Annotated in this window: 20 protein-coding genes and 1 pseudogene; 8 read left to right on the top strand and 13 right to left on the bottom strand. The window is 70.5% G+C overall.

Annotated features, from left to right (window positions below):
- The first annotated feature begins 1 nt into the window (after position 1).
- Entirely contained in the window at positions 2-532 is a 531-nt protein-coding gene (locus tag AB5L97_RS18035) for a GNAT family N-acetyltransferase (RefSeq protein ID WP_369045717.1), read from the top strand.
- 105 nt (positions 533-637) lie between these two features.
- Here the strand turns inward: AB5L97_RS18035 and AB5L97_RS18040 are convergent, their stop codons facing one another.
- Positions 638-1,285, bottom strand: a complete 648-nt coding sequence (locus AB5L97_RS18040; protein WP_369045718.1) for a GTP cyclohydrolase II — start codon at positions 1,283-1,285, stop codon at positions 638-640.
- A gap of 79 nt (positions 1,286-1,364) precedes the next feature.
- Between AB5L97_RS18040 and AB5L97_RS18045 the strand changes: the two genes are divergently transcribed.
- A complete protein-coding gene (locus tag AB5L97_RS18045) occupies positions 1,365-2,885 on the top strand; it encodes an FAD-dependent oxidoreductase (protein WP_369045719.1) in 1,521 nt (506 codons plus the stop codon).
- Positions 2,886-2,970: 85 nt separating this feature from the next.
- Here the strand turns inward: AB5L97_RS18045 and AB5L97_RS18050 are convergent, their stop codons facing one another.
- Positions 2,971-3,987 (bottom strand): aldo/keto reductase family protein, encoded by a 1,017-nt coding sequence (locus AB5L97_RS18050; RefSeq protein ID WP_369045720.1) that lies wholly within the window; start codon positions 3,985-3,987, stop codon positions 2,971-2,973.
- A gap of 150 nt (positions 3,988-4,137) precedes the next feature.
- Between AB5L97_RS18050 and AB5L97_RS18055 the strand changes: the two are divergent.
- Positions 4,138-4,509 (top strand): annotated as a pseudogene (locus tag AB5L97_RS18055) (GNAT family N-acetyltransferase); the annotation flags it as partial.
- A 119-nt stretch (positions 4,510-4,628) separates the two neighbouring features.
- On the opposite strand, the gene AB5L97_RS18060 reads toward AB5L97_RS18055, so the two are convergent.
- The 7 genes from AB5L97_RS18060 to AB5L97_RS18090 form a co-directional block, all read right to left on the bottom strand.
- Positions 4,629-5,675, bottom strand: coding sequence for an FUSC family protein (locus AB5L97_RS18060; RefSeq protein ID WP_369047472.1), 1,047 nt, complete (start codon positions 5,673-5,675; stop codon positions 4,629-4,631).
- Positions 5,676-5,805: 130 nt separating this feature from the next.
- Entirely contained in the window at positions 5,806-7,005 is a 1,200-nt protein-coding gene (gene rlmN / locus AB5L97_RS18065) for a 23S rRNA (adenine(2503)-C(2))-methyltransferase RlmN (protein ID WP_369045721.1), read from the bottom strand.
- Between the two features lie 173 nt (positions 7,006-7,178).
- The gene (locus AB5L97_RS18070; RefSeq protein WP_369045722.1) at positions 7,179-9,095 is read right to left on the bottom strand and encodes an ABC transporter ATP-binding protein; all 1,917 of its coding nucleotides are present in this window, start codon (positions 9,093-9,095) and stop codon (positions 7,179-7,181) included.
- Between the two features lie 140 nt (positions 9,096-9,235).
- Entirely contained in the window at positions 9,236-9,895 is a 660-nt protein-coding gene (locus tag AB5L97_RS18075; protein WP_307956175.1) for a PadR family transcriptional regulator, read from the bottom strand.
- 480 nt (positions 9,896-10,375) lie between these two features.
- Positions 10,376-10,855 carry a carboxymuconolactone decarboxylase family protein gene (locus AB5L97_RS18080; protein WP_369045723.1) on the bottom strand — a complete coding sequence of 160 codons (480 nt, stop codon included), beginning with the start codon at positions 10,853-10,855 and terminating at the stop codon, positions 10,376-10,378.
- A 186-nt stretch (positions 10,856-11,041) separates the two neighbouring features.
- Positions 11,042-12,232 carry a 4-hydroxybenzoate 3-monooxygenase gene (locus AB5L97_RS18085; protein ID WP_369045724.1) on the bottom strand — a complete coding sequence of 397 codons (1,191 nt, stop codon included), beginning with the start codon at positions 12,230-12,232 and terminating at the stop codon, positions 11,042-11,044.
- 165 nt (positions 12,233-12,397) lie between these two features.
- Positions 12,398-13,147, bottom strand: coding sequence for an IclR family transcriptional regulator (locus AB5L97_RS18090; protein WP_369045725.1), 750 nt, complete (start codon positions 13,145-13,147; stop codon positions 12,398-12,400).
- A 221-nt stretch (positions 13,148-13,368) separates the two neighbouring features.
- Here AB5L97_RS18090 and AB5L97_RS18095 point away from each other — a divergent pair, with 221 nt between their 5' ends.
- Positions 13,369-14,631 carry an MFS transporter gene (locus AB5L97_RS18095; protein ID WP_369047473.1) on the top strand — a complete coding sequence of 421 codons (1,263 nt, stop codon included), beginning with the start codon at positions 13,369-13,371 and terminating at the stop codon, positions 14,629-14,631.
- A gap of 81 nt (positions 14,632-14,712) precedes the next feature.
- On the opposite strand, the gene AB5L97_RS18100 is transcribed toward AB5L97_RS18095, so the two are convergent.
- Both AB5L97_RS18100 and AB5L97_RS18105 read right to left on the bottom strand, forming a co-directional pair.
- The gene (locus AB5L97_RS18100; RefSeq protein ID WP_307956179.1) at positions 14,713-15,795 is read right to left on the bottom strand and encodes a tellurite resistance/C4-dicarboxylate transporter family protein; all 1,083 of its coding nucleotides are present in this window, start codon (positions 15,793-15,795) and stop codon (positions 14,713-14,715) included.
- Positions 15,796-15,871: 76 nt separating this feature from the next.
- Positions 15,872-16,888, bottom strand: a complete 1,017-nt coding sequence (locus AB5L97_RS18105) for a zinc-binding dehydrogenase (protein ID WP_307956180.1) — start codon at positions 16,886-16,888, stop codon at positions 15,872-15,874.
- 133 nt (positions 16,889-17,021) lie between these two features.
- On the opposite strand from AB5L97_RS18105, the gene AB5L97_RS18110 reads away from it, so the two are divergent.
- From AB5L97_RS18110 to AB5L97_RS18125, 4 genes are all read left to right on the top strand, one after another.
- Positions 17,022-17,642 carry a HutD/Ves family protein gene (locus AB5L97_RS18110; protein WP_369045726.1) on the top strand — a complete coding sequence of 207 codons (621 nt, stop codon included), beginning with the start codon at positions 17,022-17,024 and terminating at the stop codon, positions 17,640-17,642.
- A 226-nt stretch (positions 17,643-17,868) separates the two neighbouring features.
- A complete protein-coding gene (locus AB5L97_RS18115) occupies positions 17,869-18,684 on the top strand; it encodes an HD domain-containing protein (RefSeq protein ID WP_369045727.1) in 816 nt (271 codons plus the stop codon).
- A 46-nt stretch (positions 18,685-18,730) separates the two neighbouring features.
- The gene (locus tag AB5L97_RS18120) at positions 18,731-19,540 is read left to right on the top strand and encodes an IclR family transcriptional regulator (protein ID WP_307956183.1); all 810 of its coding nucleotides are present in this window, start codon (positions 18,731-18,733) and stop codon (positions 19,538-19,540) included.
- A gap of 2 nt (positions 19,541-19,542) precedes the next feature.
- On the top strand, positions 19,543-20,781 hold the full coding sequence (locus AB5L97_RS18125) for an MFS transporter (protein ID WP_369045728.1): 1,239 nt from the start codon (positions 19,543-19,545) through the stop codon (positions 20,779-20,781).
- On the opposite strand, the gene phnE is transcribed toward AB5L97_RS18125, so the two are convergent.
- On the bottom strand, positions 20,775-22,400 hold the full coding sequence (gene phnE, locus AB5L97_RS18130) for a phosphonate ABC transporter, permease protein PhnE (RefSeq protein ID WP_369045729.1): 1,626 nt from the start codon (positions 22,398-22,400) through the stop codon (positions 20,775-20,777). The two genes, AB5L97_RS18125 and phnE, sit on opposite strands and share 7 nt — an antisense overlap.
- Positions 22,397-23,263, bottom strand: a complete 867-nt coding sequence (gene phnC / locus AB5L97_RS18135; RefSeq protein ID WP_369045730.1) for a phosphonate ABC transporter ATP-binding protein — start codon at positions 23,261-23,263, stop codon at positions 22,397-22,399. The genes phnE and phnC overlap by 4 nt, the downstream gene beginning before the upstream one ends.
- Positions 23,264-23,265 lie beyond the last annotated feature (2 nt).

Below are 23,265 nucleotides of genomic sequence, written 5' to 3' on the forward strand. Positions count from 1 at the left end.
GGTGCCGGGCACTCGCCTCACGAGCACGGGGGACGCCGAGGGCTGGCTCGTTCGGCCGGCCGCACCCCGGGACCTCCCGGCGATCAACGCCGTCTCGCGCGCGGCCGGGCGGCCCGAGTGGGATCCCACGGCCGTCGCGCCGGCGTCGGACCGCTGCGCCGTCGTCGCCCTCGCCACCGGCGTCCTGGTAGGCGCCGCCAAGACCCACCGCTATCCGCTCGCCGACGGCGACGCGCCCGCCGGGCACTACCTGGGCGGCATCGTGGTGCATCCGGACGCCCGACGCCGCGGCGCGGGGCGGGCCCTCACGGCCGCGCGCCTCGCGTGGATCTGGGAGCTCGCGGACGTGGCGTACTACATCGCCAACGCGCGCAATGCAGCGTCGATCGCACTGCACGCGGGGTTCGGGTTCTCCCCGATCGCCGCGGGGCCACAGTTCCATGGCGTGACGTTCGACGGCGGTCGCGGGCTCGTGCTCGCCGCCCGCCGAACGGATTCGGCGCGGCAGAGGGGCAGCGCACTTGAGACGTGACCCCGCAACCCTGAGACGTGACCCCGCGCACTTGAGACGTGACCCCGCAATCCCGAGACGTGACCCCGCAACCTTGTTGGGGGCGGGAGGCGGTGGCGCCCGCCCTCAGGCCGAGGCTTGGTCCAGGTCCAGGGTGTGGAGGGTGTGATCGCGCTTGGTCGCGAGGTAGAAGGCGTTCGCCGCCGAGAGGTGCACGCCCGTCGGGACGCGCTCGGCAACCTCGATCCCGAGCGACTCGAGCTGGGCGGCCTTGTCCGGGTTGTTGCTCAGGAGCCGGATCCGCGTGGCGCCCACGACCCGGAGCATCTGTGCGGCGGCACGGTAGTCCCGCTCGTCCTCGCCGCGACCTAGAGCGCGGTTCGCGGCGTAGGTGTCGAGACCCTGATCCTGGAGCGCATAGGCGTCGAGTTTGGCGTACAGCCCGATCCCCCGGCCCTCCTGGCGCAGGTACAGCAGGAACCCGCCCGCCCCGGAGATGCGCTCGGCCGCCTCGCGCAGCTGGGGCCCGCAGTCGCAGCGCTGGGAACCCAGCACGTCACCCGTGAGGCACTCGCTGTGCGGACGCACGAGGGGCGGCTCACCGCCGTCGGCCGCCCGGGCCAGCGCGCCCTCCCAGTCGCCGAGCCCGAGCAGGAGGTGCTCCCTGTAGTCGGCGAGGTGGCGGAACGTGAAGACGTCCGCCGTGGTGGCGAACCCGTCGCCGAAGCGAAGGGGAACCCGCACGCGAGTGCGCACCTCTGGTCTTGATGGCATGGCGCCCTTCTCTCCGACGATCCCGCGCTCTAAAATAGACTAATTCGATTTTACACAGAACGGCCATCAGGAGGCAGTCGTGACCGAATCTGCGCAATCCAAGGCCATGTCCCTGTGGGTTGCAACCGCGGAGGGCACCCAGTATTCCCGCCTCGAGAAAGACCTCGAGGTCGATGTCGCAGTGATCGGCGGCGGGATCGCCGGGCTCACGGCAGCCTACGAGCTCAGGCGCCGTGGCCTCACTGTCGCGGTTCTCGAGGGGTCCCGGATCGGCACCGGCGTCACAGGGAGCACAACCGGCAAGGTCACCTCGCTCCACCGCCTCGCCTACACCCAGCTGGCCGCGGACCACGGCATGGAGGCCGCGCGCGCCTATGGACAGGCCAACGAGGCCGCCCTCGCCTACATCGCGGCGACCGTCCAGGCCGCGGGCCTCGAGTGCGGCTTCCGGCGAGTCTCGAACTACACCTACGCCGAGGCCGGCGGCGAGCAGCTTGAGGCCGTCCGCGCAGAGGCCGAGCTCGCCGCGCGGCTCGGCCTCCCGGCTTCGTTCATCACGGACGTCCCGCTCCCCTTCGCCGCCCAGGGCGCCGTCCGCTTCGAGGACCAGGCCCAGTTCCACGCGATGAAGTACCTCCACGGGCTCGCCCGGGCAGTCGACGGCGGCGGCAGCGTCGTCGTCGAACGCACAGCTGTGCGCGCGGTCCGCGACGGCACCCCGGCCGTGGCCGTGACCGACCACGGCACGGTCCGGGCGCGGGAGATCGTCGTTGCGACGAACGTCCCGATGGGCGACGGCGGCCGGTACAGCGGGCGCCTCACGATCCACCGCTCGTACATCGTCGCGAGCCCTGCCGACGGACTGCCGGCCGACGCGACGTTCATCAGCGCCGACGAGCCCATGCGCTCGATCCTCACCACCCGCGAGGACGGGACGGACTATGTCCTCGTGGGCGGCGAGGGCCACCCCGCGGCGGAAGGAGACACCGGCGGAGGCTCTGCTGCGCGCCTCGAGCGGCTCGCCGAGTTCTCCCGCGAGCGCCTCGGCGGCGGCGAGCCAGCCTACCGCTGGTCCACCCAAGACACCCTCCCGGCGGACGGCCTCCCGTTCGCGGGCCCGCTGACTCCCGACTCGCGCCACCTGCACGTCATCACGGGCCTGCGCAAATGGGGTCTCACCAACGGCACGGCATCCGCCCTCGTCGTCGCCGACGCGATCACGGGCGCCGCGAGCGCCTGGGCCGGCCTCTTCGACAGTACGCGGGAGCTCGGCCCGGCGTCCGCGCAGGGACGCGAACGAGCGGAGGCCGAGGCTCCCCTCCCGCCGTGGCGGGGCCTCCCGCGGCTCGCCCCCGGGGAGGGCGCCGTGTTCGACGTCGGAGGAAAGGCAACAGCGGTCTACGCGGACGCCGCCGGGGTCGTGCATGCCCTCTCGGCCCGCTGCACCCACCTGCGCTGCGTCGTCGAGTTCGCCCATGGCGCCGACGGCGCCGAGCCGACGTGGGACTGCCCGTGCCACGGCTCGCGGTTCGCCCTCGACGGCACGGTCATTCAGGGCCCGGCCGAGAAGGACCTGGCCCATCGCGACATGCCGGACTGACCCGGGTCCCTGATCGGGCCGGGGACGCGCACGACGGCGAGGGGGCAGCGCGCGCCGCCAACTCGCCGTCGTGCGCGGGGCCGGCTCAGACCCGCTTGAGGAACGACTCGACCTTGGAGGGGTCCCGCTCGACGACGTCGCCCGACTCGGGGTGGACCAGCGCCTCGTCGACCCGTGCGAGGAGTGCCGGCTCGAGGACCACGCCGGAGGCCGTCGCGTTGTCGCGCAGCTGGTCCGGCTTCGACGCGCCCACGATCGCGGCCGAGACGTTCCTGTTCTGCAGGACCCACGCCACCGCGAACGCCGCCATCGACAGGCCCGCCTCCTGCGCGAGTGGTCGCAGCATCTGGACCCGCTCGAGCACGGCCGGCTGCAGGTAGCGGTGGTCGGCCTTGACCGTTCCCTCGGCGGTCGAGAAGCGGGACTCGGCCGGCGCTGCCTCGGCCCCGGGCAGGTACTTGCCCGTCAGGACTCCCTGCGCGATGGGCGACCACACGATCTGGCCGAGGCCGAGCTCCTCGGACAGCGGGACGATCTCGGGCTCGATGACCCGCCAGAGCATGTTGTACTGCGGCTGGTTCGACACGAGCTGGATCCCGAGCTCCTTGGCGAGGGCGGCGGCTGCGCGGATCTCGTCGGCGGTCCACTCGGAGACGCCGATGTAGTGGGCCTTGCCGGCGTGCACGATGTCCGCGAACGCGCCCATGGTCTCCTCGAGCGGCGTCTCGTAGTCGTAGCGGTGGGCCTGGTAGAGGTCCACGTAGTCTGTGCGGAGGCGGCGGAGAGAGCCGTTGATGGACTCCATGATGTGCTTGCGGGACAGTCCGCGGTCGTTCCTGCCCTCGCCCGTCGGGAAGTAGACCTTCGTGAAGATCTCGAGCCCCTCGCGGCGGACGCCGGTCAGCGCCTCCCCGAGGGCGGTCTCGGCGCGGGTGCCGGCGTAGGCGTCGGCGGTGTCGAACGTCGTGATCCCGAGGTCGAGGGCCGTGCGGACGCACTCGGTGGCCGTCTCCTGGTCGATCTGGTCACCGTGCGTGACCCAGTTGCCGTAGGCGATCTCGGACACGTACATGCCGCTGGTACCGAGGCGACGGTATTCCATGGTGTTCCTTCCGCAGATGGGCTCGCGCAGTGAGCGTAGCCAGATGTCGCGCAGAAATCACGTGCCGGTCACGGAAAGGAAACACGCGCTCACTACCGTTTTTCCATAACGTCAGAGCAAGGAGGCGGCATGCAGACACATCCCAAGCTGATGATCCGTCGGGCCCCGTGGTCCAACCCCGTGGGGCGCGACCTCCGCGCAGCCCAGCAGGCCGAGCTGGACGCCCGCTACGGCGACACCGCCCACGAGCCCGGCAGCGCGCCGTCGGCCGCGGACCTCGCAATCTTCCTCATCGCGTACGAGCGATCCACCGGCCAGCCCCTCGGCTGCGGCGGCCTGCGCTGGGTGGCGCCCACGACGGCGGAGGTCAAGCGGGTCTACGTTCTCCCCTACGCACGGGGTGCGGGGATCGCGAGCTCCATCCTCACGGCCCTCGAGGCGGAGGCCCACACCTCCGGGATCACCCTCGTTCTTGCCGAGGCCGGCTCCGCGCAGCCCGACGGGAAGATGTTCTACGAGTCCGCCGGCTACCGGCGCATCCCCAACTTCGGGCCCTACCAGGAACTCGACGAGTCCCTCTGCTACGGCAAGCCGGTCATGAACCCCGTCCGCGTGCACGCGGTCGCCCGCCGAGGCGACCGTCACCACTCGAGCTGCTCCTCCCGCGAGCGCCAGCGGATCCAGCGCCGCCACGCGTCCGGGGCGAGGACCACGCCGACGCCCACGACGGCTCCGATCGCGGTGTCGATGAACCGGTCGTGCAGGAGGTCCAGGGGGTTGACGTGTGCCACGAGGAGCGTGGACATGAGCGCGAGAGGCGTCACGCAGACCTGCGCGAGGAAGTACTGCCGCGCGATGAGCATCTCGGCCCCGAACTGGCACGCGGCGATGAATACGACCATGAGCCACGCCTCAGGCCGGATCGCCACGATCGCGGCGAGGACCACGAGGCCGACGACGGTGCCCAGCACACGCTGCAGGCCGCGGTTCACACGGTGGCGGGTCGTGTGGCCCACGAGCGGCACGACCGCCGCGACCATAGCCCAGTAGTTGTGCCCGAAGCCGAGGGCCTGTCCCACGATGGTCGCAATCGTCCCGGCGAGCGCGGCGGCAATGAGGTAGCCGAGCGACTCGAGCCACAGGGCCCGCCTCTCCGCGGCGCCGAGGCGCACCAGCCATGCAGCCCGGAGGCCAGCCCACGTCAGCGTGCTACGGTACCTCGGCACGATGCGGGACGCGATCCCGATGAGCAGGCTCAGGGCCACGGTCCCGGTGGCAGCGAGCATGGCCTCCCCGAGCGGCGGCTGGTGCGGGATCGAGGCGATGGCGGCGAACGCGAAGATGTGGAACAGCGAGCCGGCTGGCCGCAGCCGCCAGTACCCCACGATGATCGTGCAGCCCCACGCGACGAGCGTGGTCCCGATGACGATCCCCCACGGGTTCATCGCCCCACCGGGACTCAGTCGCGCCGAGATAGTGGCAGCGAGGATGACGGCGAGCATGAGCACGCCCGCACGGGACTGCGCGACGAGACGGACACGGTGTGGCTCGTTGCGGGCGTAGATGCCCGTGAACGCGCCGAAGCTCGCGAAGATCGCAAGGTCCAGCCGCCCGAGCACCACGAGCGTGATGAGCGGGATGAACACGCCCGCGGCGGCCCGGATCCCCACGTGGTGGTCGTTCTTCATCGGGCCGATGCTGAAGAGGAGGGTGTGCAGGAATCCCCGGCCGCGGGACACGGCAGCGGCGACTGGCCCGCCCGCGTGCGCGGCGCCGTCGTGCGTCGGGCTGCTCGGGGTGGGAGCGGTCATTCGGCCCTCACTCTGCCGCGGCGAGCTGGCCGCAGGCGCCGTCGATCTCCTTGCCACGCGTGTCGCGCAGAGTCGTGGGGATGCCGTGCGCGCGGAGGGTCTCGATGAACTCCTCCTGCACGGGCCGCTCGGACGAGGTCCAGATGGAGCCCGGGGTCGGGTTGAGCGGGATCGGGTTCACGTGGACCCACCCGCGTCCGCGCTGGTTGAGCTTCTTCGCGAGGAGGGCGGCGCGCCAGACGTGGTCGTTCATGTCCTTGATGAGCGCGTACTCAATGCTCACGCGGCGGCCGGTCTTCCGGTAGTACTCGTAGGCGGCGTCGAGGGCCTCGTCGACCTTCCAGCGGTTGTTGACGGGGATGAGCTCGTCGCGGAGCTCATCGTCCGGCGCGTGGAGGGACAGCGCGAACGTGACCGGGATGTCCTCGTCCGAGAGCTTGCGGATCGCAGGCACGAGGCCCACGGTCGAGACCGTGATGTTGCGCGCGCTCATGCCCAGGCCCATCGGGACGGGGTCCACGAAGCGGTGGACGGCGTTCATCACGCGCTTGTAGTTCGCGAGCGGCTCGCCCATGCCCATGAAGACGATGTTGGTGACGCGCTCCTGCTCGTGTTCGGCAGTGCCCAGCTCCCCGGCAGCGATGAGCCGGTTCGCGGCGACGACCTGGTCCACGATCTCCGCGGTGGACATGTTGCGGGTCAGTCCGGCCTGGCCCGTGGCGCAGAACGGGCAGTTCATGCCGCAGCCGGCCTGGCTGGACACGCACAGCGTAATGCGGCCCGGATAGCGCATGAGCACGGACTCGACGAGCGCGCCGTCGAAAAGGCGCCAGAGGAACTTGATCGTGTTGCCGTCGTCCGTCTTGAGACGACGGACCTCGGTCAGCAAGGGCGGGAACAGCTCGCCGACGAGCTCCTCGCGGCCGGCCTTGGGCAGATCGCTCATGGCCTCGGGATCCGCGGTCCAGTGCTGGAAGTAGTGGGTGCTCAACTGCTTGGCGCGGAACGCCGGCAGGCCGAGCTCCTTGAGCTTCGCCTGGCGCTCGGGCAGGCTCAGATCCGCGAGGTGCTGAGGCGGCTGCTTGACCCGGGGGGACGCGAACTGGAGCAGCGGGCGCCCCTCGGGGGTGCGCTGCTGCTCCCAGCCCTCGGCCGTGGGGAGGACCTGAGGACGGGGGGCATCGGGGGAGGCAGGGCTAAAAGTCATCCTTCCCATCATTCCATGCCCGTTTGGTCCAGAGCCAATCGGGGCACTATGATTCCGCTCTCCCACGGAACCCGCGCGCCTTGGCGGGGAAGGCCGAGGCCCGCCGGCTCAGGGCCGCAACCCACGTCAACCCGACAATCGCGGGGACCTCGGGCCACTCAAGGCGCGCTGGCTCAGGCGGGGCGGCTCAGGCGCGCCGGGGATGGCGCCGCCGCCTGCTCCGCATAGAGCCGCGCGTACGCGCCACCGACGGCGAGCAGCTCGGAGTGCGTGCCATGCTCGACGATCCGCCCGTGGTCCACCACGTAGATGACGTCCGCGCCGACCACGGTTGAGAGCCGGTGCGCGATCGCGATGGTGGTCCGCCCGTGCGAGGCCGCGTCGAGGGCCTGCTGGACCACGCGCTCGGAGATGGTGTCGAGCGCGCTCGTGGCCTCGTCGAGCACGAGCACCTCGGGGTCCTTGAGCAGCACGCGCGCAATCGCGATGCGCTGCTTCTCGCCGCCCGAGAGCCGGTACCCGCGCTCCCCCACCACGGTCTCGTAGCCGTCGGGGAAGGACATGATCGTCTCGTGGATGTTGGCCGCCCGCGCGGCCGTCTCGAGCTCCGACTGCGTGGCGTCCACCTTCGCGTAGCGGAGGTTCTCGGCGATGGTGGCGTGGAACAGGTATGTCTCCTGGCTCACCACGCCGATGTGGCTCACGAGGGACTCGCGGTCTATGTCCCGCACATCGCGGCCGGCGAACCGGACCGAGCCAGACGTGGCCTCGTAGAAGCGCGGGATGAGGTAGGAGACGGTTGTCTTCCCGGCCCCGCTGGGCCCAACGAACGCGGCGTACTGGCCCGGCTCGATCGCGAACGAGACGTCGTTGAGGGTGGCCCGCTCCCCGCCGCGCGCGTCCGGGTAACGGAACGTCACGCCGTCGAACGCCACCTCGCCCAGGCGCGGCGCCCCCGCGGGGAGGGGAGCGGCGTCGGGCGCGTCCACGATCGCGGGCCGCAGGTCGAGGTACTCGAAGATCCGCGCGAACAGGGCGCCGGAGGTCTGGAGGTCCAAGGCCACGCGCATGAGCGCAATGAGCGGGAACAGGAGGCGCGCCTGCACGTTCGTGAAGGCCACGATGGTGCCGGCGGTGATCGCGCCGGTCCCGAGCGGCCCTGCACCGGTCAGCAGCCACCCGGCCACAAGGTAGACGATCGCGGGGATCGAGGACATGAAGATCGTCACGAGCGCGAAGAAGTACTGCCCGCTCATGGCCTGCCGGATCTGCAGCTTCACGAGGTTCTTGTTCTCGGCGGAATAGCGGCCGATCTCGTCCGGCTGGCGGTTGAAGCTCTTGGACAGCAGGATCCCCGAGACACTCAGCGACTCCTGGGTGATCGCCGTCATGTCCGAGAGGGATTCCTGGGTCTTCGTCGCGATCCGGGCCCGCGCCTGCCCCACGCGGCGCTGGGCCACGACGAGGAACGGCATGAGCACCACGGCGATGAGTGTGAGCTGCCAGTTGAGCGCGATCATCGCCACGAACGCCGCGATGACCGTGACAATGTTGCCGACCACCCCCGAGACGGTGTTGGACAGCACGCTCGCGACGCCGCCCACATCGTTCTGCAGGCGCGACTGGATCACGCCGGTCTTGGTACGCGTGAAGAAGCTCAGCTCCATGGACTGCAGGTGGCTGAAGAGCTTGACCCGCAGGGTGCCCATGACCGAGTTGCCCACGGTCGAGGTGAGGTATGTCTGCCACACGCCGAGAAGGGCGGAAACGACGTACGCCGCGACCATGAAGCCCACGAGCTCCACGAGCCGCTGCAGGTCGGGTCCGCCGGCCTTCGGGAAGAGCCCCTCGTCGAAGATGCGCTGGGTCAGGAGCGGCGGGGCCACGGACAGCGCAGCCCCGGCCAGCACGAGCACCACCGTAAGCGCGAGCGCGAGGCGGTGGGGCACGAATAGCTCCGCGATCCGGCCGAACAGGTGCGGGATGCGGGGCGCCTCGGCGTTGAGCTTCTTCTGCAGGGCCACATCGCCGCTTGAGATGCGGCCTCCGCGCACCACGGCGCCGGGTCGCCCGCCTGGGTTGTGGGTCATGGGCCTCCTTCTCCTCCTAGTGTGCGGCCACGGGCCGGGTGTGGCCGCACACGGCCCCCGCCGTCGCCGTCTTCACCGACGCCTTCCCCGTACGACGGCGCGGCCGCGGCCTCGCGCCGTCGTCCTCGCCGGCGGCGGGGCTACTCGGCAAGGATCAGGTAGAGGGCCTTGCGGACCTCGTCGATCTTCGCGGCGGCTTGGGCGCGCTGCTCGTCGGTGGCTGCGGCGCGGAACTGGTGGACCACGCCCATGAACTTGCCGACGCTTTCCATGAACGCATCGGTGGCCTCGCTTCTTCCGGGCGCGGCGTCCCAGGCCTTGGTCAGCTCGTCGGCGTGGTCCGCGACGTATGTGCGGCCCGCGTCCGTGAGCGTGAACTCGGTCCGCTTGCCCTCGCCCGACTGCTCGACGAGTTCCTCGTCCACGAGCTGGGACAGCGTCGGGTAGACCGAGCCGGGGCTCGGGCGCCAGACGCCGTTGGTCTTGGCGTTCGCGGCCTGGATGATGCCGTAGCCGGTGAGCGGCTCCTCGGACAGGAGCGAGAGGATCATGGCCCTCACGTCTCCGCGGCTCGCCCTCCGGCCGCCGCGCGGGCCGAAGCCGGGCGGGAAGCCGTGGCCGCCGTGACCCGGGCCGAAGCCGTGGCCGCCGAATCCGGGGCCGAAGCCCGGGAACCCGCCTGGGCCGCCCGGGGTGAAGCCGCCGGGGCCGCCCGGGCCGAAGCCTCGGCGTCCGGGGCCCTGGGGACCGTCGTGGTGGTGCATTGCCTCGTGATGGCAGTGCTCTGGATGTCCGCGCATGGTGTTCTCCTTGAATCGATAGATGCGTGGGACGGCCCCGATCGGAGCCGATGCTTAACGATATATCGTTGAATGTCGGAGAACAAGCCCCTTGTCGCCGAGGTCACCCCGTGCAGGGCCGACGTCACCCCGTGCAGGGCCGAGGTCACCCCGTGCAGGGCCGACGTCACCCCGTGCAGGGCCGAGGTCACCCCGTGCAGGGCCGACGTCACCCCGTGCAGGGCCGAGGTCACCCCTTTCAGCGCCGACATCGCCCGGTGAACCCCGGACCGCCTTCACGACTCCCGACACAACTACTGCCCCAACCCGCGTCTCCTGGGCGACTACCAAGGAAATGCGGCTCGGGGCAGCACATGAATACTCGGGCGGGCGTGCCACCGGTCTTGACACGCCAACGGGTGACCTCAGCGCCACAAGGGATGATCTCGGCCCTGCACGGGGTGATCTCGGCACCACACGGGGTGACGTCGGCGAGAGGGGTTAGGGCTTGATCTTGTGGCGGCTCACGATCGAGAGGCGGTTGAACGTGTTCATCGAGATGGCCGCCCAACAGAGGGCAGAGAACCGCTCGTCCCCGAGTTCTGCGCGGGCACCGGCGAGGACCGCGACGCGCTCGTCGTCGTCCGGGAGGAGGGTGACTGCGTCGGCGATGTCGAGTGCAGCACGCTCCAGCACCGTGAAGATACCGGCTTCGCGCCAGGCGGGCAGGACGTTGAGCTTGCGGACCGGCACCCCCGCCTCGGCGGCCTGGCGCCCGTGGAGATCCAGGCAATAGGTGCAGCGGTTGATCTGCGAGATGCGCAGGCTCAGAAGTTCGACGACGTCGCGCGGCAGCCCCGCGGCGTCGGTCGCCTCGTGGACCGTGGTCCGGAAGGCGACGAGCGCCTTCCAGACCTTCGGGTTGGCCTTGTCAAGATAGAACGCGGGCTCGTCGTCGAGATCGGGGGCGGAGTTCGTCATGGACCCATCATGGCGCGCACCGCCGCGCGAGGACTGCAACTCACGACACAGATGCCCCGCGGGCCTCCCCCGCTGTTGCGGGGTCTCTGGCACGCGCTTGAGGGGTCTCCGGTCAGACCAGAGACCCCTCAACGGGGCGCCAGAGACCCCTCAACAACGAAGACGGCGCGGCGTCGCGGGCGCAGGCTACTTGGTCGGCCACCCCGTGTAGCACTCGGCAATGTAGGCGCGGCCACGCTCGGACTCGAGCAGCGAGCGGAGCTCACCGAGCTGGCGGGCACGGAAGAACTCGTGGTTCGTCTCGGTCGGGACGGTGTGCAGGAGCGTCGTCATCCAGTAGGAGAAGTACTGCGCCTTCCACACGCGGTCCAGCGCGCGGTCCGAGTAGGTGTCGATCAGCGCGGTCGAACCGGACTTGAAGTACGAGTCGAGGCTCTCGAACAGCAGGCGCATGTCATGCAGGGCCAGATTGAGGCCCTTGGCACCGGTCGGCGGGACGGTGTGGGCGGCGTCGCCCGCGAGGAACAGGTTGCCGTGGCGCATCGGCGCCTGGACGAACGAGCGGAACGGCAGCACGACCTTGTCCGTGACGGGCCCCTCCTTGAGCTCGAAGCCGTTGCCGTTGACGCGCAGGCGCAGCTGCTCCCAGATCTGCTCGTCGGTCCAGTCCGCGGGGTTGGCGGACGGGTCGCACTGGAAGTACATGCGCTGCACCGTGTCGGTACGCTGGCTGATGAGCGCGAAGCCGTGCTCGGAGTTGGCGTAGATGAGCTCGGGCGAGCTGCGCGGGGCCTCGGTGAGGATGCCGAACCAAGCGAACGGGTACTCGTTGAAGTACGTCTTGCGGCTAGCTTCGGGGACCTGGCGGCGGCAGTACGAGCGCGAGCCGTCAGCGCCGACAAGGATCTCTGCGCGCAGCTCGAAGTCCGTGCCCTCGGAGTCCGTGAAGAACACCGAGGGCTTGCCGAGCAGGTCGTAGACATCGGTGTTGGAGCACGAGTAGCGCACGTCGCCGCCGTCGGCCTCACGGCGCGCTGCGAGGTCGTCGAACACGTCATTCTGCGGGTAGAGCCACACCGAGCTTCCCGTGAGCCCCTTGAAGTCGATGCGGTGACCCTCGCCGTTGACGCGGAACTCGGTGCCCTCGTGCTCGTGGCCGTTCCGGAGCACATTGTCCACCCCGGACTGCACGAGCAGGTCCACGCTCCCCGCCTCGAGGATGCCGGCGCGGATCGTCGCCGAGATCTCCGCGCGGGAGCGGATCTCCACGACCGTGTTGTCGATGCCCGCCTGGTGCAGGAGGTGCGAGAGCATGAGGCCCGCGGGTCCGGCGCCCATGATGGCGACTTGGGTGGTGATGACGGTGCGATCGCCCATGATCGGTCCTTTCAGGAAAATTCGGGAAGAGGGAGCCAGCCGGCGGGATCCGCTGCGGCGTGCGTCTCATTCGAGTGTGACGCCGCTCGCTCCCCCGCGCGAAGCCAATTCCGTTGAACGGAATAGCAAGTTCAAACCGAGAGTCGCGCTCCGCCGTCGCGCGCTCTACATCCCCGGCGCGCCGAGCTGACGCCCGATACCCCGCGCAGCCGTCTTCAGGGCCGGCACCAGCTGCTGCATCCGCGCCTCGGCGAGGGGCACGACGACGCCGATCGCCGCCACCGCGCGCCGCTGGCGGTCGTGGATGGGAACCGCAATTCCCCACGTGTCGGGGTCCACCACTCCGGCGAGCTCGGCGTACCCGTGGCTCGAGGCGGCGGCGAGGACCTGACGCACGTGGTCGGTGGTGGTCTTGCCGGCCGGATCGCGGAACCGGGCGAGGTAGGCGGCCTGGACGTGGGGCGATTGGGCGGACATGAGGGCCACGCCCGCCGAGGAGATGTGCACGGGCATGCGGCCGGCCACCTTGGCCCTGTTCGCCACGGATCCGCGGCGCGAGAGGCGTTCGACGAACAGCACGTCGTCGCCCTGGAGCACCGCGAGATTGACGTTCTGGTTGAGCACCTGATGGATGTCGTCCATGAACGGCAAGGCCGCCTGGCGCAGCACGAGCGTGGGCGAGTTGCGGTTCACGAGCTCCCACAGGCGCAGGCCCAGCTGCACCTTCCCGCCGGGCGCCTGCTCGAGGAGGCGGTGCTCGGCGAGCTGCCGCACGAGCCGGTGGGCGCTCGTGAGCGGCAGCCCCGCGCGGGCCGCGAGCTCCCCGAGCGGGAGCGAGCTGACCCCCTCGGGGAACGCCTCGAGGACGCGCACCACGCGGTCCACGACCGAGTCGCCCGACTCCGAGTTGGCCATGCCGCTCCCCTTCCTCCGCCTCGGCTTTCAGCCCGGCGCGGACCCTCCAGATTCCATTCAATGGTCTCACGTGCCTGAGATCATACCGATCGGTGATAGAACTCTCACGTCCAGGCACCGCCGTGCCCTCCTTGACCCCCGAGGTAGCAATGTCCACATCCCTCGCCCGCACCACGGCGATCACGCGTTCCCAGTGGCCTGTCTGGCTCTGCTGGTCCGCGATGGTCCTCGACGGCTTCGACCTCGTGGTTCTCGGAGCAGTGATCCCCACCCTCCTCAAGTCCCATGAGCTCGGCTTCGACCCCGTCGGCGCAACGCTCGCCGCAACGATCTCCCTCGTCGGCGTGGGCCTGGGCGCGCTGTTCATCGCACCGCTCTCGGACCGATTCGGCCGGCGCCGCCTGCTCATCGCGTGCGTCGCCTGGTTCTCCGTCTTCACCCTCGCCGTGGTCATCGCGCCCAATGTGGCCCTGTTCAGCGCATTCCGCCTTCTCGCCGGGCTCGGCCTCGGCGCATGCCTGCCCGCGGCCCTCGCCTACATGGCCGACTACGCCAAGGCCGGCTCCGGCGCGTCCAACACCACGCGCACCATGACCGGCTACCACGTCGGGGCCGTCGCGACCGCGTTCCTCGCGCTCCTCGTCATCCCGAACTGGCGCGTCATGTTCATCGTCGGCGGCGTGGCCGGCCTCGTCCTCGTCCCGTTCCTGTGGGCCAAACTCCCCGAGTCCCTGCCCTCCGCTGCCAGCCCGGCCGCTGAGCCGGCGCCCGCGACGGGTTCCGCGCACGACGCCGGCGACACGGCGGCGGCGCCCGTCTCACCGGCGGCTGCGGCGACCGCACCGGCGGCCGCGGCGAACGCGCAGGCAGCCAAGGCCGAGAAGCTCGGCTACCGTAGCCTCCTGCAGAAGCCGTACCCGCTCGTGGCGCTGGGGATCGCCGTGGCCTCGTTCATGGGGCTGCTGCTCGTGTACGGGCTCAACACCTGGCTGCCGACCCTCATGGCCGAGGCCGGGTACTCGCTGAGCTCGTCGCTCACGCTGCTGCTCGTGCTCAACCTGGGCGCGGTGGCGGGGCTCGTCCTCGCCGGGTGGCTCGCCGACAGGCACGGCGCGAAGCGCGTGGTGCTGCTGTGGTTCGGCGTCTCGGCGGTGCTCCTCGCGGTGCTGAGCGTGAAGATGCAGAACGAGATCCTGCTCAACGCGGCCGTGTTCGTCACGGGCGTGTTCGTGTTCAGCGCGCAGGTGCTCGTGTACGCGTGGGTGTCGCAGATCTTCCCCGCGCACCTGCGGGGCACTGCGCTCGGGTTCTCGGCCGGCGTAGGTCGGCTCGGCGCGATCCTCGGCCCGGCCGTCACCGGCACCCTCGTGGCACTCGGCATCGCCTATCCGTGGGGCTTCTACGTCTTCGCGGCCGCGGCGGTGCTGGCTGTGCTCGCGCTCGTTGCCGTGCCGCACGTTGTGCAGGGGCGCAAGGACGCGTAGGCGCGTCCCGTCAGGCACAACTCACGCCGCTGGTATGCCGTTTCCGGGCCCCAGCGCGCGTGGGTTGTGCCTGACGGAACGTCAATCCCTGACGCGAGGCCGCACAAGCGTGGCCCACAGGTGCCAGAGCATCCCACCGAACGTGGCCAGGAACGCCGCCACGGCCACCCAGAGCTCCGCCCGGCCAATGAACGCCACAATGGGCAGGCTATCCGCCCGGCCCAGGTAGATGCCCGCTACGGCATACATGCCGAGGGGGAAGATGACGCTCCACAGCCCGGGCTCGTAGGCGAGGGGCACGCGGTGGATGATGTGCCGCCACCAGCCGGCCGCCAGCAGCACGGGGAACAGCCACGAGGCGAAGGACCAGAACACCACCGAGGAACCTGCCACGAGGCCCCGGGTCGCGTCGACCATGGGCGCGCCGGCCATCTCCACGATCCGCGCCCCCGCGAGGACGCTGATGGCCATCGCCCCCATGGCCACGAAGTACTGCGGGCGGAGGTCTTCCGGCCGTATGGGATAGGTCATGAGGCGCAGTGAGACGAAGATGCCCACGGCGGCGTACAGGATGAGTCCGACCGACCACGCCACTACGGCCACCAGGGCGAGCGCCGCGCGCCACTCCGAACCGGCGAGGGGCTCGAGGGAGGCTGAGGCGACGGCCACCGACTGGCTCGCAACGACCCAGATGAACCACGTCCCGTTGGCATCCTTGACCACGGGCCGCTCGTCGCGGCCCAGCACGGCCGTCCAGGGCACCACGTAGCCGAGCACCACCCACGCGAGCACGGCGACGGCCAGCAGCACCGCTGTCGCACTAGGCCAGCCAGCCATCCCCAGCCGCACGCCGAGAACGTCGGTACCCGCGATGAACGTGAAGAAACCGAACGCGCGGCCGGGGTCCATGAAGTCGTGGCGCATCGCCTCGCGGAAGCGCACCAGGCGAACGAGGCTCAGTACGAGGATCACCGCGTAGGAGACCGCGCAGACCACGAGCAGCGCCGCAGAGAGCCAGTGGATCCCCTCGAGCTCGAGGCCCACCGAGATGATCCCGCTCGCCATCGTGAGGGCGAAATACCCGGGTGTGAGGGTCTGCACCGCCTCGGCGACGCGGGAGGCGAAGGAGACCGGGGAACCCGGGGCATGGACGGCGGCGGTCATGGCTCCCAGCCTAAGTGGCATCCGCCATGCGTGTTGGGGCCGCAGGTCCTGTGGTGCCCGGCCTCCCCGGACAAGATCAGGGAACCAGGACCACTTTGCCGGTGTTGCGCCGGGCCTCGAGGTAGGCGTGGGCCTCGCCAGCGGAGGCGAGGGGGAACGTGCGGTCCACGTGCGGGCGCACCCAGCCGTCCTCGACGCCCTGCAGGAGCGCGTCCATCCATCCACGAACCTTGTCGGTCTCGCTGAACAGGTGGCCCACGTTCACGCCGAACACACCGAGGTTCCGGTTCATGAGCGGGATCGGGTTGAACAGCGGCTGCCGCGCCACGAGCGCGAGGAGGCCGAGCTTCCCGGGCAGCCTCGAGGAGACCGCGCCGGAGACACTGAACATCCCGAGCCGCCCGGTGGAGCGCAGCACGCCGTAGCTCTGCTTCCAGTGCCGCCCTCCGAACGGGTCAACAACGAGCTCGACGCCCCGGCCCCCGGTCAGGGCCTTGGTCTCCGCGACCCAGTCCTGCGTGGTGTAGTCGATAGTCTCGTGGACGCCCCGGCCCTGGAGGAACTCATGCTTGCGCGCGCTGGCGGTGCCAATCATCCGCGCCCCGACGTGCCGGCCGATGTCCACGGCCGCGAGCCCGACTCCCCCGCCCGCGTTGTGGATCAGCACGGTCTCGTCCGCGGAGAGCGAGCCCATGACCACCAGGAGCTGCCACGCCGCGAGGTAGTTCACCGGGACGGAGGCCGCCTGTTCGTGGGAGAGTCCGGCCGGCTTGTCGAACACCTGCTGCTGCGGGACGCACACCGTGTCTGAGTACCCGCCGAAGTGCGTGAGGGCAACCACGTCTCGCCCATCCCAGCGCGGATCCGCGTCCGGCCCGACGGCGTCCACGACTCCGGCGACCTCGTATCCGACGACCGCCGGGAAGCGGGACACATCCGGGTAGAACCCCTTGCGGGCGAGGACGTCCGCAAAGTTGACTCCGCAGGCAAGCGTGCGGATCCGGACCTCGCTGCCGCGCGGCATCGGGTCGGGTGCCTCGCGGAGGGTCAGCCGCTCGGGCCCCCCTACACCGATGATCACTGCCTGCTTCATGCCACCCTCCGTGCTACGGTCCCGGGCGCGAGCCGTCAGCCCCCACCGCCGAGTGGATCATAGCCGGGCGAGGGAAACATCCGGCGGCGCGTGCCGCGTAGCCTTGGAGTGACCCCGTCGAGGAAGGCGCCCCATGTCCGAGCCCCGCATCATCCGCTTCGCCGACCTGCGCCCCGTCCGCTGGAAGAACGGCGGAGGGACAACGGTCGAGCTCGCCCGGGGGCCGGAAGTCGCCGGCGAAGATGGGGAGAGCACCTCCGGGGACTGGGGGTGGCGCCTGAGCATCGCCGACGTGGATCGGGCTGGCGACTTCTCTTCATTCGACGGCATGGAGCGCATCCTGACCGTGATCGAGGGCGAGCTCATGGTCCTGACCGTGGACGGGCACGAGCACGGGCTCGAACGCCACCGGCCCTTCCGGTTCGACGGCGGCGCGCCCGCGAGCGCGGTCCTGCCCACCGGGTCGATCCGCGACCTCAACCTCATCACGCGACGCGGCTCGTTCACGGGGCACGTGACGATCCTCGAGCTCTCGAAGAAGCGCCCCCTGCCCCTCTCGGCGGGCCAGCTCGGGGTTCTGCTCCAGGGCGAAGCCATCGCCTCGGGCGTCGGGAATGCAGCGGACGACGGCGCCACTCCCCTCGCGCGGTACGACGCCGTGGTCGGTGGGGAACCTGCGCCGGCTCTGAGCGGGCGAGGGTTCCTGGCCGTAGTGTCCGTGGATGCTGCCGACACCGACGCCGGCGAGGCTTGAGGGGTCACCTCCCAACGACGCGGAGTCACCTCCCAACGATGCGGAGTCACCTCCTTGCGGGCGAAGGTACCTCTGCCGCGGAGTAACGCCATGCGGCGGGGGCATGGCGTTACCTCACCGGAGAGAGATACCCCGCGGAGGCCCTAGTCCGGACGCGGTCGGCGCGGCTTCCGTCCAGTGGAAGTCGCGTGTGGCGCGGGCGGCAGGGGTGCGGTCCACTGGGCCCATGAGCCTCAAGCGCACGCCGACCTCCAACCAGGTCGGCAGGGACGTCGCGTCGTCCATCCCTGCCTCCGCGGAGGGCGTCTTCGGCCTCGCCGGCGGGTTCTCCGGTGCATCGAGATCCTCTGGCATCGATCGGCCCTCGCGCACAGCCGATGACGGCGAGCTCGACGGCGACAACGAGCCTGGCGGTGACCTCGGGCTCGATGGTGACCCCGAGCTCGACGGCGAGCTCGCGCGGATCTGGCCACGCGCCGTCGTGCATCTGGACGTGCGCAGCAACGATGCGCACACCCTGTATGCCGTGGCGATCGCGCGGTCGCTGCTCGCGGCGCATCCGGAGGCCGACGCGGGGGTGGTCCTGCCCGCGATCATGCTGCATGACATCGGCTGGTCGAAGGTGCCGCCGGACGAGGTGCTCGAGGCGATCGCGCCCGGCGGCGGACGGGAAGACCTCGTGCTCCTGCACGAGAAGGAGGGCGCGAGGCTCGCCCGGGCGATCCTCGCAGAGGCCGGGGTGCCGGAGGAACGGACGGCCCGGATCGTCGAGATCATCGATGGCCACGATTCGCGCCGCGAGGCCCTCTCGATCGAGGACGCAATCGTCAAGGACGCCGACAAGACGTGGCGGCTCACACCGCACGGCCTCGACACCGTCATGGACTGGTTCGGACTCGACCGCGGCCAGGCGCTGAGGCTGTGCAGCTCGCGCGTGCATGCGCACCTGTTCACCGACGCCGCCAAGGCCCTCGCGCGCGGCCTCGCGGCCATCGAGTCGGCGAATCTGTGGCCCGAGAGGGTGGCGCTAGAGTTGCCCTAGCCGCGGCCTCGCAGAAAATGGGCCGCAGAATCACGCGGAACCAGGCATGGCCGAGGAGGCGACGATGGCGGGCGGCAGCAACGAGCCGGGCCGCAGCGTCACGTCCAAGGTCCTCGCGCTCCTGTTCGCGTTCGAATCCGGCCGTCGGTCGCTGAGCCTCTCCGAACTCGCCGAGACGGCCGGCCTTCCGCTGAGCACCACGCACCGTCTCGTCGGCGAACTCGTCGAATCCGGCGCCCTCGCCCGGGACTCGCAGGGCCGCATCCAGCTCGGCATCCGCCTGTGGGAGCTCGGCCAGAACGCCGGCCGCGCACTGCGGGACACTGCGCACCCGTACGTCCAGGACCTCTTCTCCCTCACCGGCGAGACCGCGCACCTCGCGATCCGGGAGGGCCACGAAGTCCTGTACATCGACCGCGTCTACGGCACGAAGCGGGTCCCGCGGGCCTCGCGCGTGGGCGGGCGGCTGCCGATGCATGCCACGGCGGTGGGCAAGGTGATCCTCGCGTTCGAGGAGGACTGGGTCCGCGACGCCTACTTCAACCGGCACCTCGAGCAGCCGACCGCATACACGCACGTCAACCCCGCGCGGCTCGCGGAGGAACTGGCGCAGATCCGCGAGCAGGGGTATGCAACCACGGCCGAGGAGGTCCGGCTGGGTTCGGCGTCGATCGCCGTGCCGGTCTTCCACACGGGCCGGATCGGTGCTGGACTGGGCCTCGTGGTCCTCTCCTCGAACGCGGGCACGATGCGCCGCCATCTCCCCACGCTCCGCGGGATCTCGGCTCAGATCGAACGGGCCACAGCGCATATCCCGCTCGAGACGCTCCGCGCGAGCGCGGGGATCGGGAGCTAGGCGTGGCGCGCCGCCCCCGCTGGCTCACGCGCAACGTCGGGACCCTCTCCGGGGTGAGCTTCTTCCAGGACGCCGCGAGCGAGCTGCTGTACCCGATCATGCCGATCTTCCTCACGGTGGTGCTGGGTGCGCCCCCTGCGGTGGTCGGCGCCGTCGAGGGTCTGGCCGAAGGCATCGCCTCGCTGACCAAGCTCGCGGCGGGGCGGCTCTCCGACCGGTACCGGAAGCGTCCCCTCATCGGACTCGGCTACGGGCTGGCCGCGGTGGGCAAGCTCATGATCGCTTTAGCCTCCTCGTGGCCGCTCGTGCTCGCGGCGCGGGGCGTGGACCGCCTTGGGAAGGGCATCCGCGGCGCCCCGCGGGACGTGCTCCTCATGGAGGACGCAGACCCCGCGTACCGCGGGCGGATCTTCGGGTTCCACCGGATGGCGGACACGCTCGGCGCGGTGGTGGGCCCCGCGGTCGGCCTTGTGCTGTATGAGGCCTTCAGCCGCCAGATTCCGCCGCTCCTGTGGGTCGCGGTGATCCCGGCGGTGCTCTCGGTGCTGCTCGTCGCGGCGGTGCGGGAGAAGCGCAAGGTGCCTGCCGCCGTCGTCCGCACGGTACCGGAACGGTCGACGGCGGGTGGGCTCGCGGCGTCGTCCGCCTCCCTCGGGCGGGACGCACCGCCGGGGCTCCCGCCCAGGCTTCGGCTGCTGATCGCGGGGCTCACGGTGTTCTCGCTCGTGAACTTCCCGGATGCGCTCCTGCTGCTGCGTGCGCATGATCTCGGGCTCTCGACCGAGGGCGTGATCGGGGCGTACATCCTCTACAACGTCGCGTACGCGGCGCTCTCCTACCCGGCCGGCGCCCTGTCCGACCGAATCCCGCGGTACCACGTGTACGCAGTGGGGCTCGTGTGCTTCGCTGTGGGGTACCTCGGGCTCGGGCTCATCGGCGACCCGGTGTGGGTGTTCCCCGTCCTGATCGTGTACGGCGGGTTCGCGGCAGCCACCGACGGCGTGGGCAAGGCCTGGGTGTCGAGCCTCGCTCCCGCCGGGCTCCAGGGCCGGGCGCAGGGCCTGTTCCAGGGCCTCACGGGCGGGGGCATCCTCGTCGCCGGCATCTGGGCCGGGCTCGCGTGGGGCGATGCCGGCCAGGTGCCGCTGCTGGTGAGCGGGGTCGCGGGGCTGCTGCTCGCCGTCGGCCTCGCGGTGGCGGGCAGCGGGTTCAGTCGCCGCGGCGAGCGGCCTGGCTACTGAGCGAGGAGCCTCCGCAGGAAGGCCGCGATGGCCTCGATCGCGAGGACGACCCCGATCACGAGCAGTGCGAAGGTAGCGACGACGTTGTACTTGCTCAACTGGGCAGCGGTGAACATCGCCTGCCCGACCCCGCCAGCGCCGACCACGGCCAGGACGGTCGCGGCGCGGACGTTGCCGTCCAAGGCGTAGAAGGCATGCCCGACAATGGCGGGCGCGGCCTGCGGGAGAGTCGCTGAGAAGTACACCTGCGGCCGCGTCGCCCCCACGGCGCTGAGCGCCCGCTCGGGGCCAGGGTCGACCTCCTCGATCGAGTCGGCCAGGAGCTTCCCGAGCAGGCCTACCGTGCCGATGCCGAGGGCGAGCGCCGCCGCACTTCCGCCGAGCCCGGTGACGAGGATGAGAACAATCGCGAGGATGAGCTCCGGGATGCCCCGAACCACGAGCAGAACAAGCCGGGACACAGCGTGCACCGCGCCGCTCGGTGCGACGTTTCGCGCGGCGAAGGAGCCGACGATCCCCGAGAGGACGACGCCGATGAGGGTGCCGGCGAGCGCGATCGCGACGGTGTCCCAGAGCATCGTGAACACCTGGGGCCATGTGTAGTCGCCCGTCGAGAGCGGGAAGAACGCCGCGATCCGCTGGGGAAGCACGCTCCACACCGTGAGGAAGTCTCCCCACGCGGGCTGCGCGACGATGGCCGAGGCGATCACTGCCGCGGCGGCAGTCCACCCCACGAGGGGGCTCCGGACACGCTGCCACGCGCTCGGGGACGTCGAGGACACCTTCCCGCGGCGCAGCACCATCCGCCGTATGCCCATGGAGATGAGCTCCATGGCCACGCAGAGGAGGAAGAGGATGATCGCCACGGCGATGGCCCGCTTGTAGTCGAGCCGCTGGATGCTAGCGGACAGTTCGTACCCCAGGCCCGGCATGCCCACGTAGCCGAGGATCGCGGATCCGCGGAGGTTGATGTCGTTGCGGTGCAGCACGGTCGCGATCCAGCTCGGGGCGACCTGCGGGAGGATGCCCGCGGCGAACTCCTGCAGCTTCGTCCCGCCGGCGGCCCGGATCGCGGTGCGCGGGCCCTCGTCGATCTGCTCGATCGCGTCCGCGAAGAGCTTGCCCACCATGCCGACCGAGTGGAGGCCGATCGCGAGGATGCCGGGGAGCGATCCCAGGGAGAACATGGTGGCGAGCATGATGATGAGGATGAGCTCGGGGAACGCGCGCGCGAGCACTGTGACCCCGCGGCCGATCCATCGCAGGAGGGGTTGGGGGCTCGTGTTCCGCGCGGCCCAGTAGGCCACGGGCACCGACAGGATGGCCGCGACCGCGGTTCCGCTGATGACGATCGCGAGGGTAACGCCGGTGAGCCTCAGGAGCTCATCGGGCTCGGAGAAGTCAAGCGGAACCATGCGGGCGAAGAACCTCTGGGCGGAGATGAGGCTCTTCTCCAGCTTGACGCCCGTGAAGTCGAGGGCGATGAACGCGAAGATCCCGGCGACGATGAACGCGCCGAGCACGGCCGCGACCGTGATCCCTGAAGCACGACGGCGCGTGGCCGGCGCTGGCGGACGGGTCCCGTTCCGCGACGGGGCAGCGGGTGCGATCGTTGTCACTGCGCTGCCTGCCCGACGGTCTGTGCGGGCTGCTGGGACACGTCGGACACGTCAGATACCTCAGCCGCCTCCGACACCTCGGACGCCTCGTACGCCTCGTACGCCTCGTAGGCTTCAGCGCCGTAGACACGCATTACAGACTCCCGCTCAAGGCCCGCGGTGGGCGTGTCGAGGACAACCCGGCCGCCCTGCAGGCCGACGAGGCGGTCGCCCCAGGACATCGCGAGCTCGACCTGATGGAGGCTGCACAGGACCGTGAGGCCCCTCTCCCGCCCGATCTCCCGGATGAGGTCCATGACCTGCTTCGAGGACTCGGGGTCAAGGGACGCGACGGGCTCATCGGCGAGGAGGATCTCGGGCGACTGCATGAGTGCCCGCGCGATCGCGACGCGCTGCTGCTGTCCTCCCGAGAGCGTATCCGCGCGCTGGTGCTCCCGTCCGGCGAGCCCGACGCGCTCGAGGTGACCTAGCGCCGTCGTGCGCAGTGATCTGGGGTAGGACCAGACACCGAGGCGGGGCCCGGCGACCGTGGAGAGGGCACCGGTGAGCACATTCTCGAGGACCGAGAGCGAGCCGACGAGCTCGAACTGCTGGAAGATGACGCCGACCCGTGACCGGAGGCGGCGCAGGGCCTTCCCGCGCAGCGCGGGGACGTCCTGGCCGAGCACGCGGATGGAGCCCGAGGTGGGGAGGTCGAGCTGGTCGATGTGCCGCAGGAGCGTCGATTTGCCCGAACCGGACAGGCCGAGGAGGACGACGATCTCGCCCTCCCCGACCGTGAGGCTCACGCCGTCGAGGGCTCGCAGATCGCCGTACTGCTTGACGAGGTCGTTGATCTCAACGACGGCGCGAGGGGAGCCCATGA

The organism is Sinomonas sp. P10A9, assembly GCF_041022165.1.
Taxonomy (GTDB): domain Bacteria; phylum Actinomycetota; class Actinomycetes; order Actinomycetales; family Micrococcaceae; genus Sinomonas; species Sinomonas puerhi.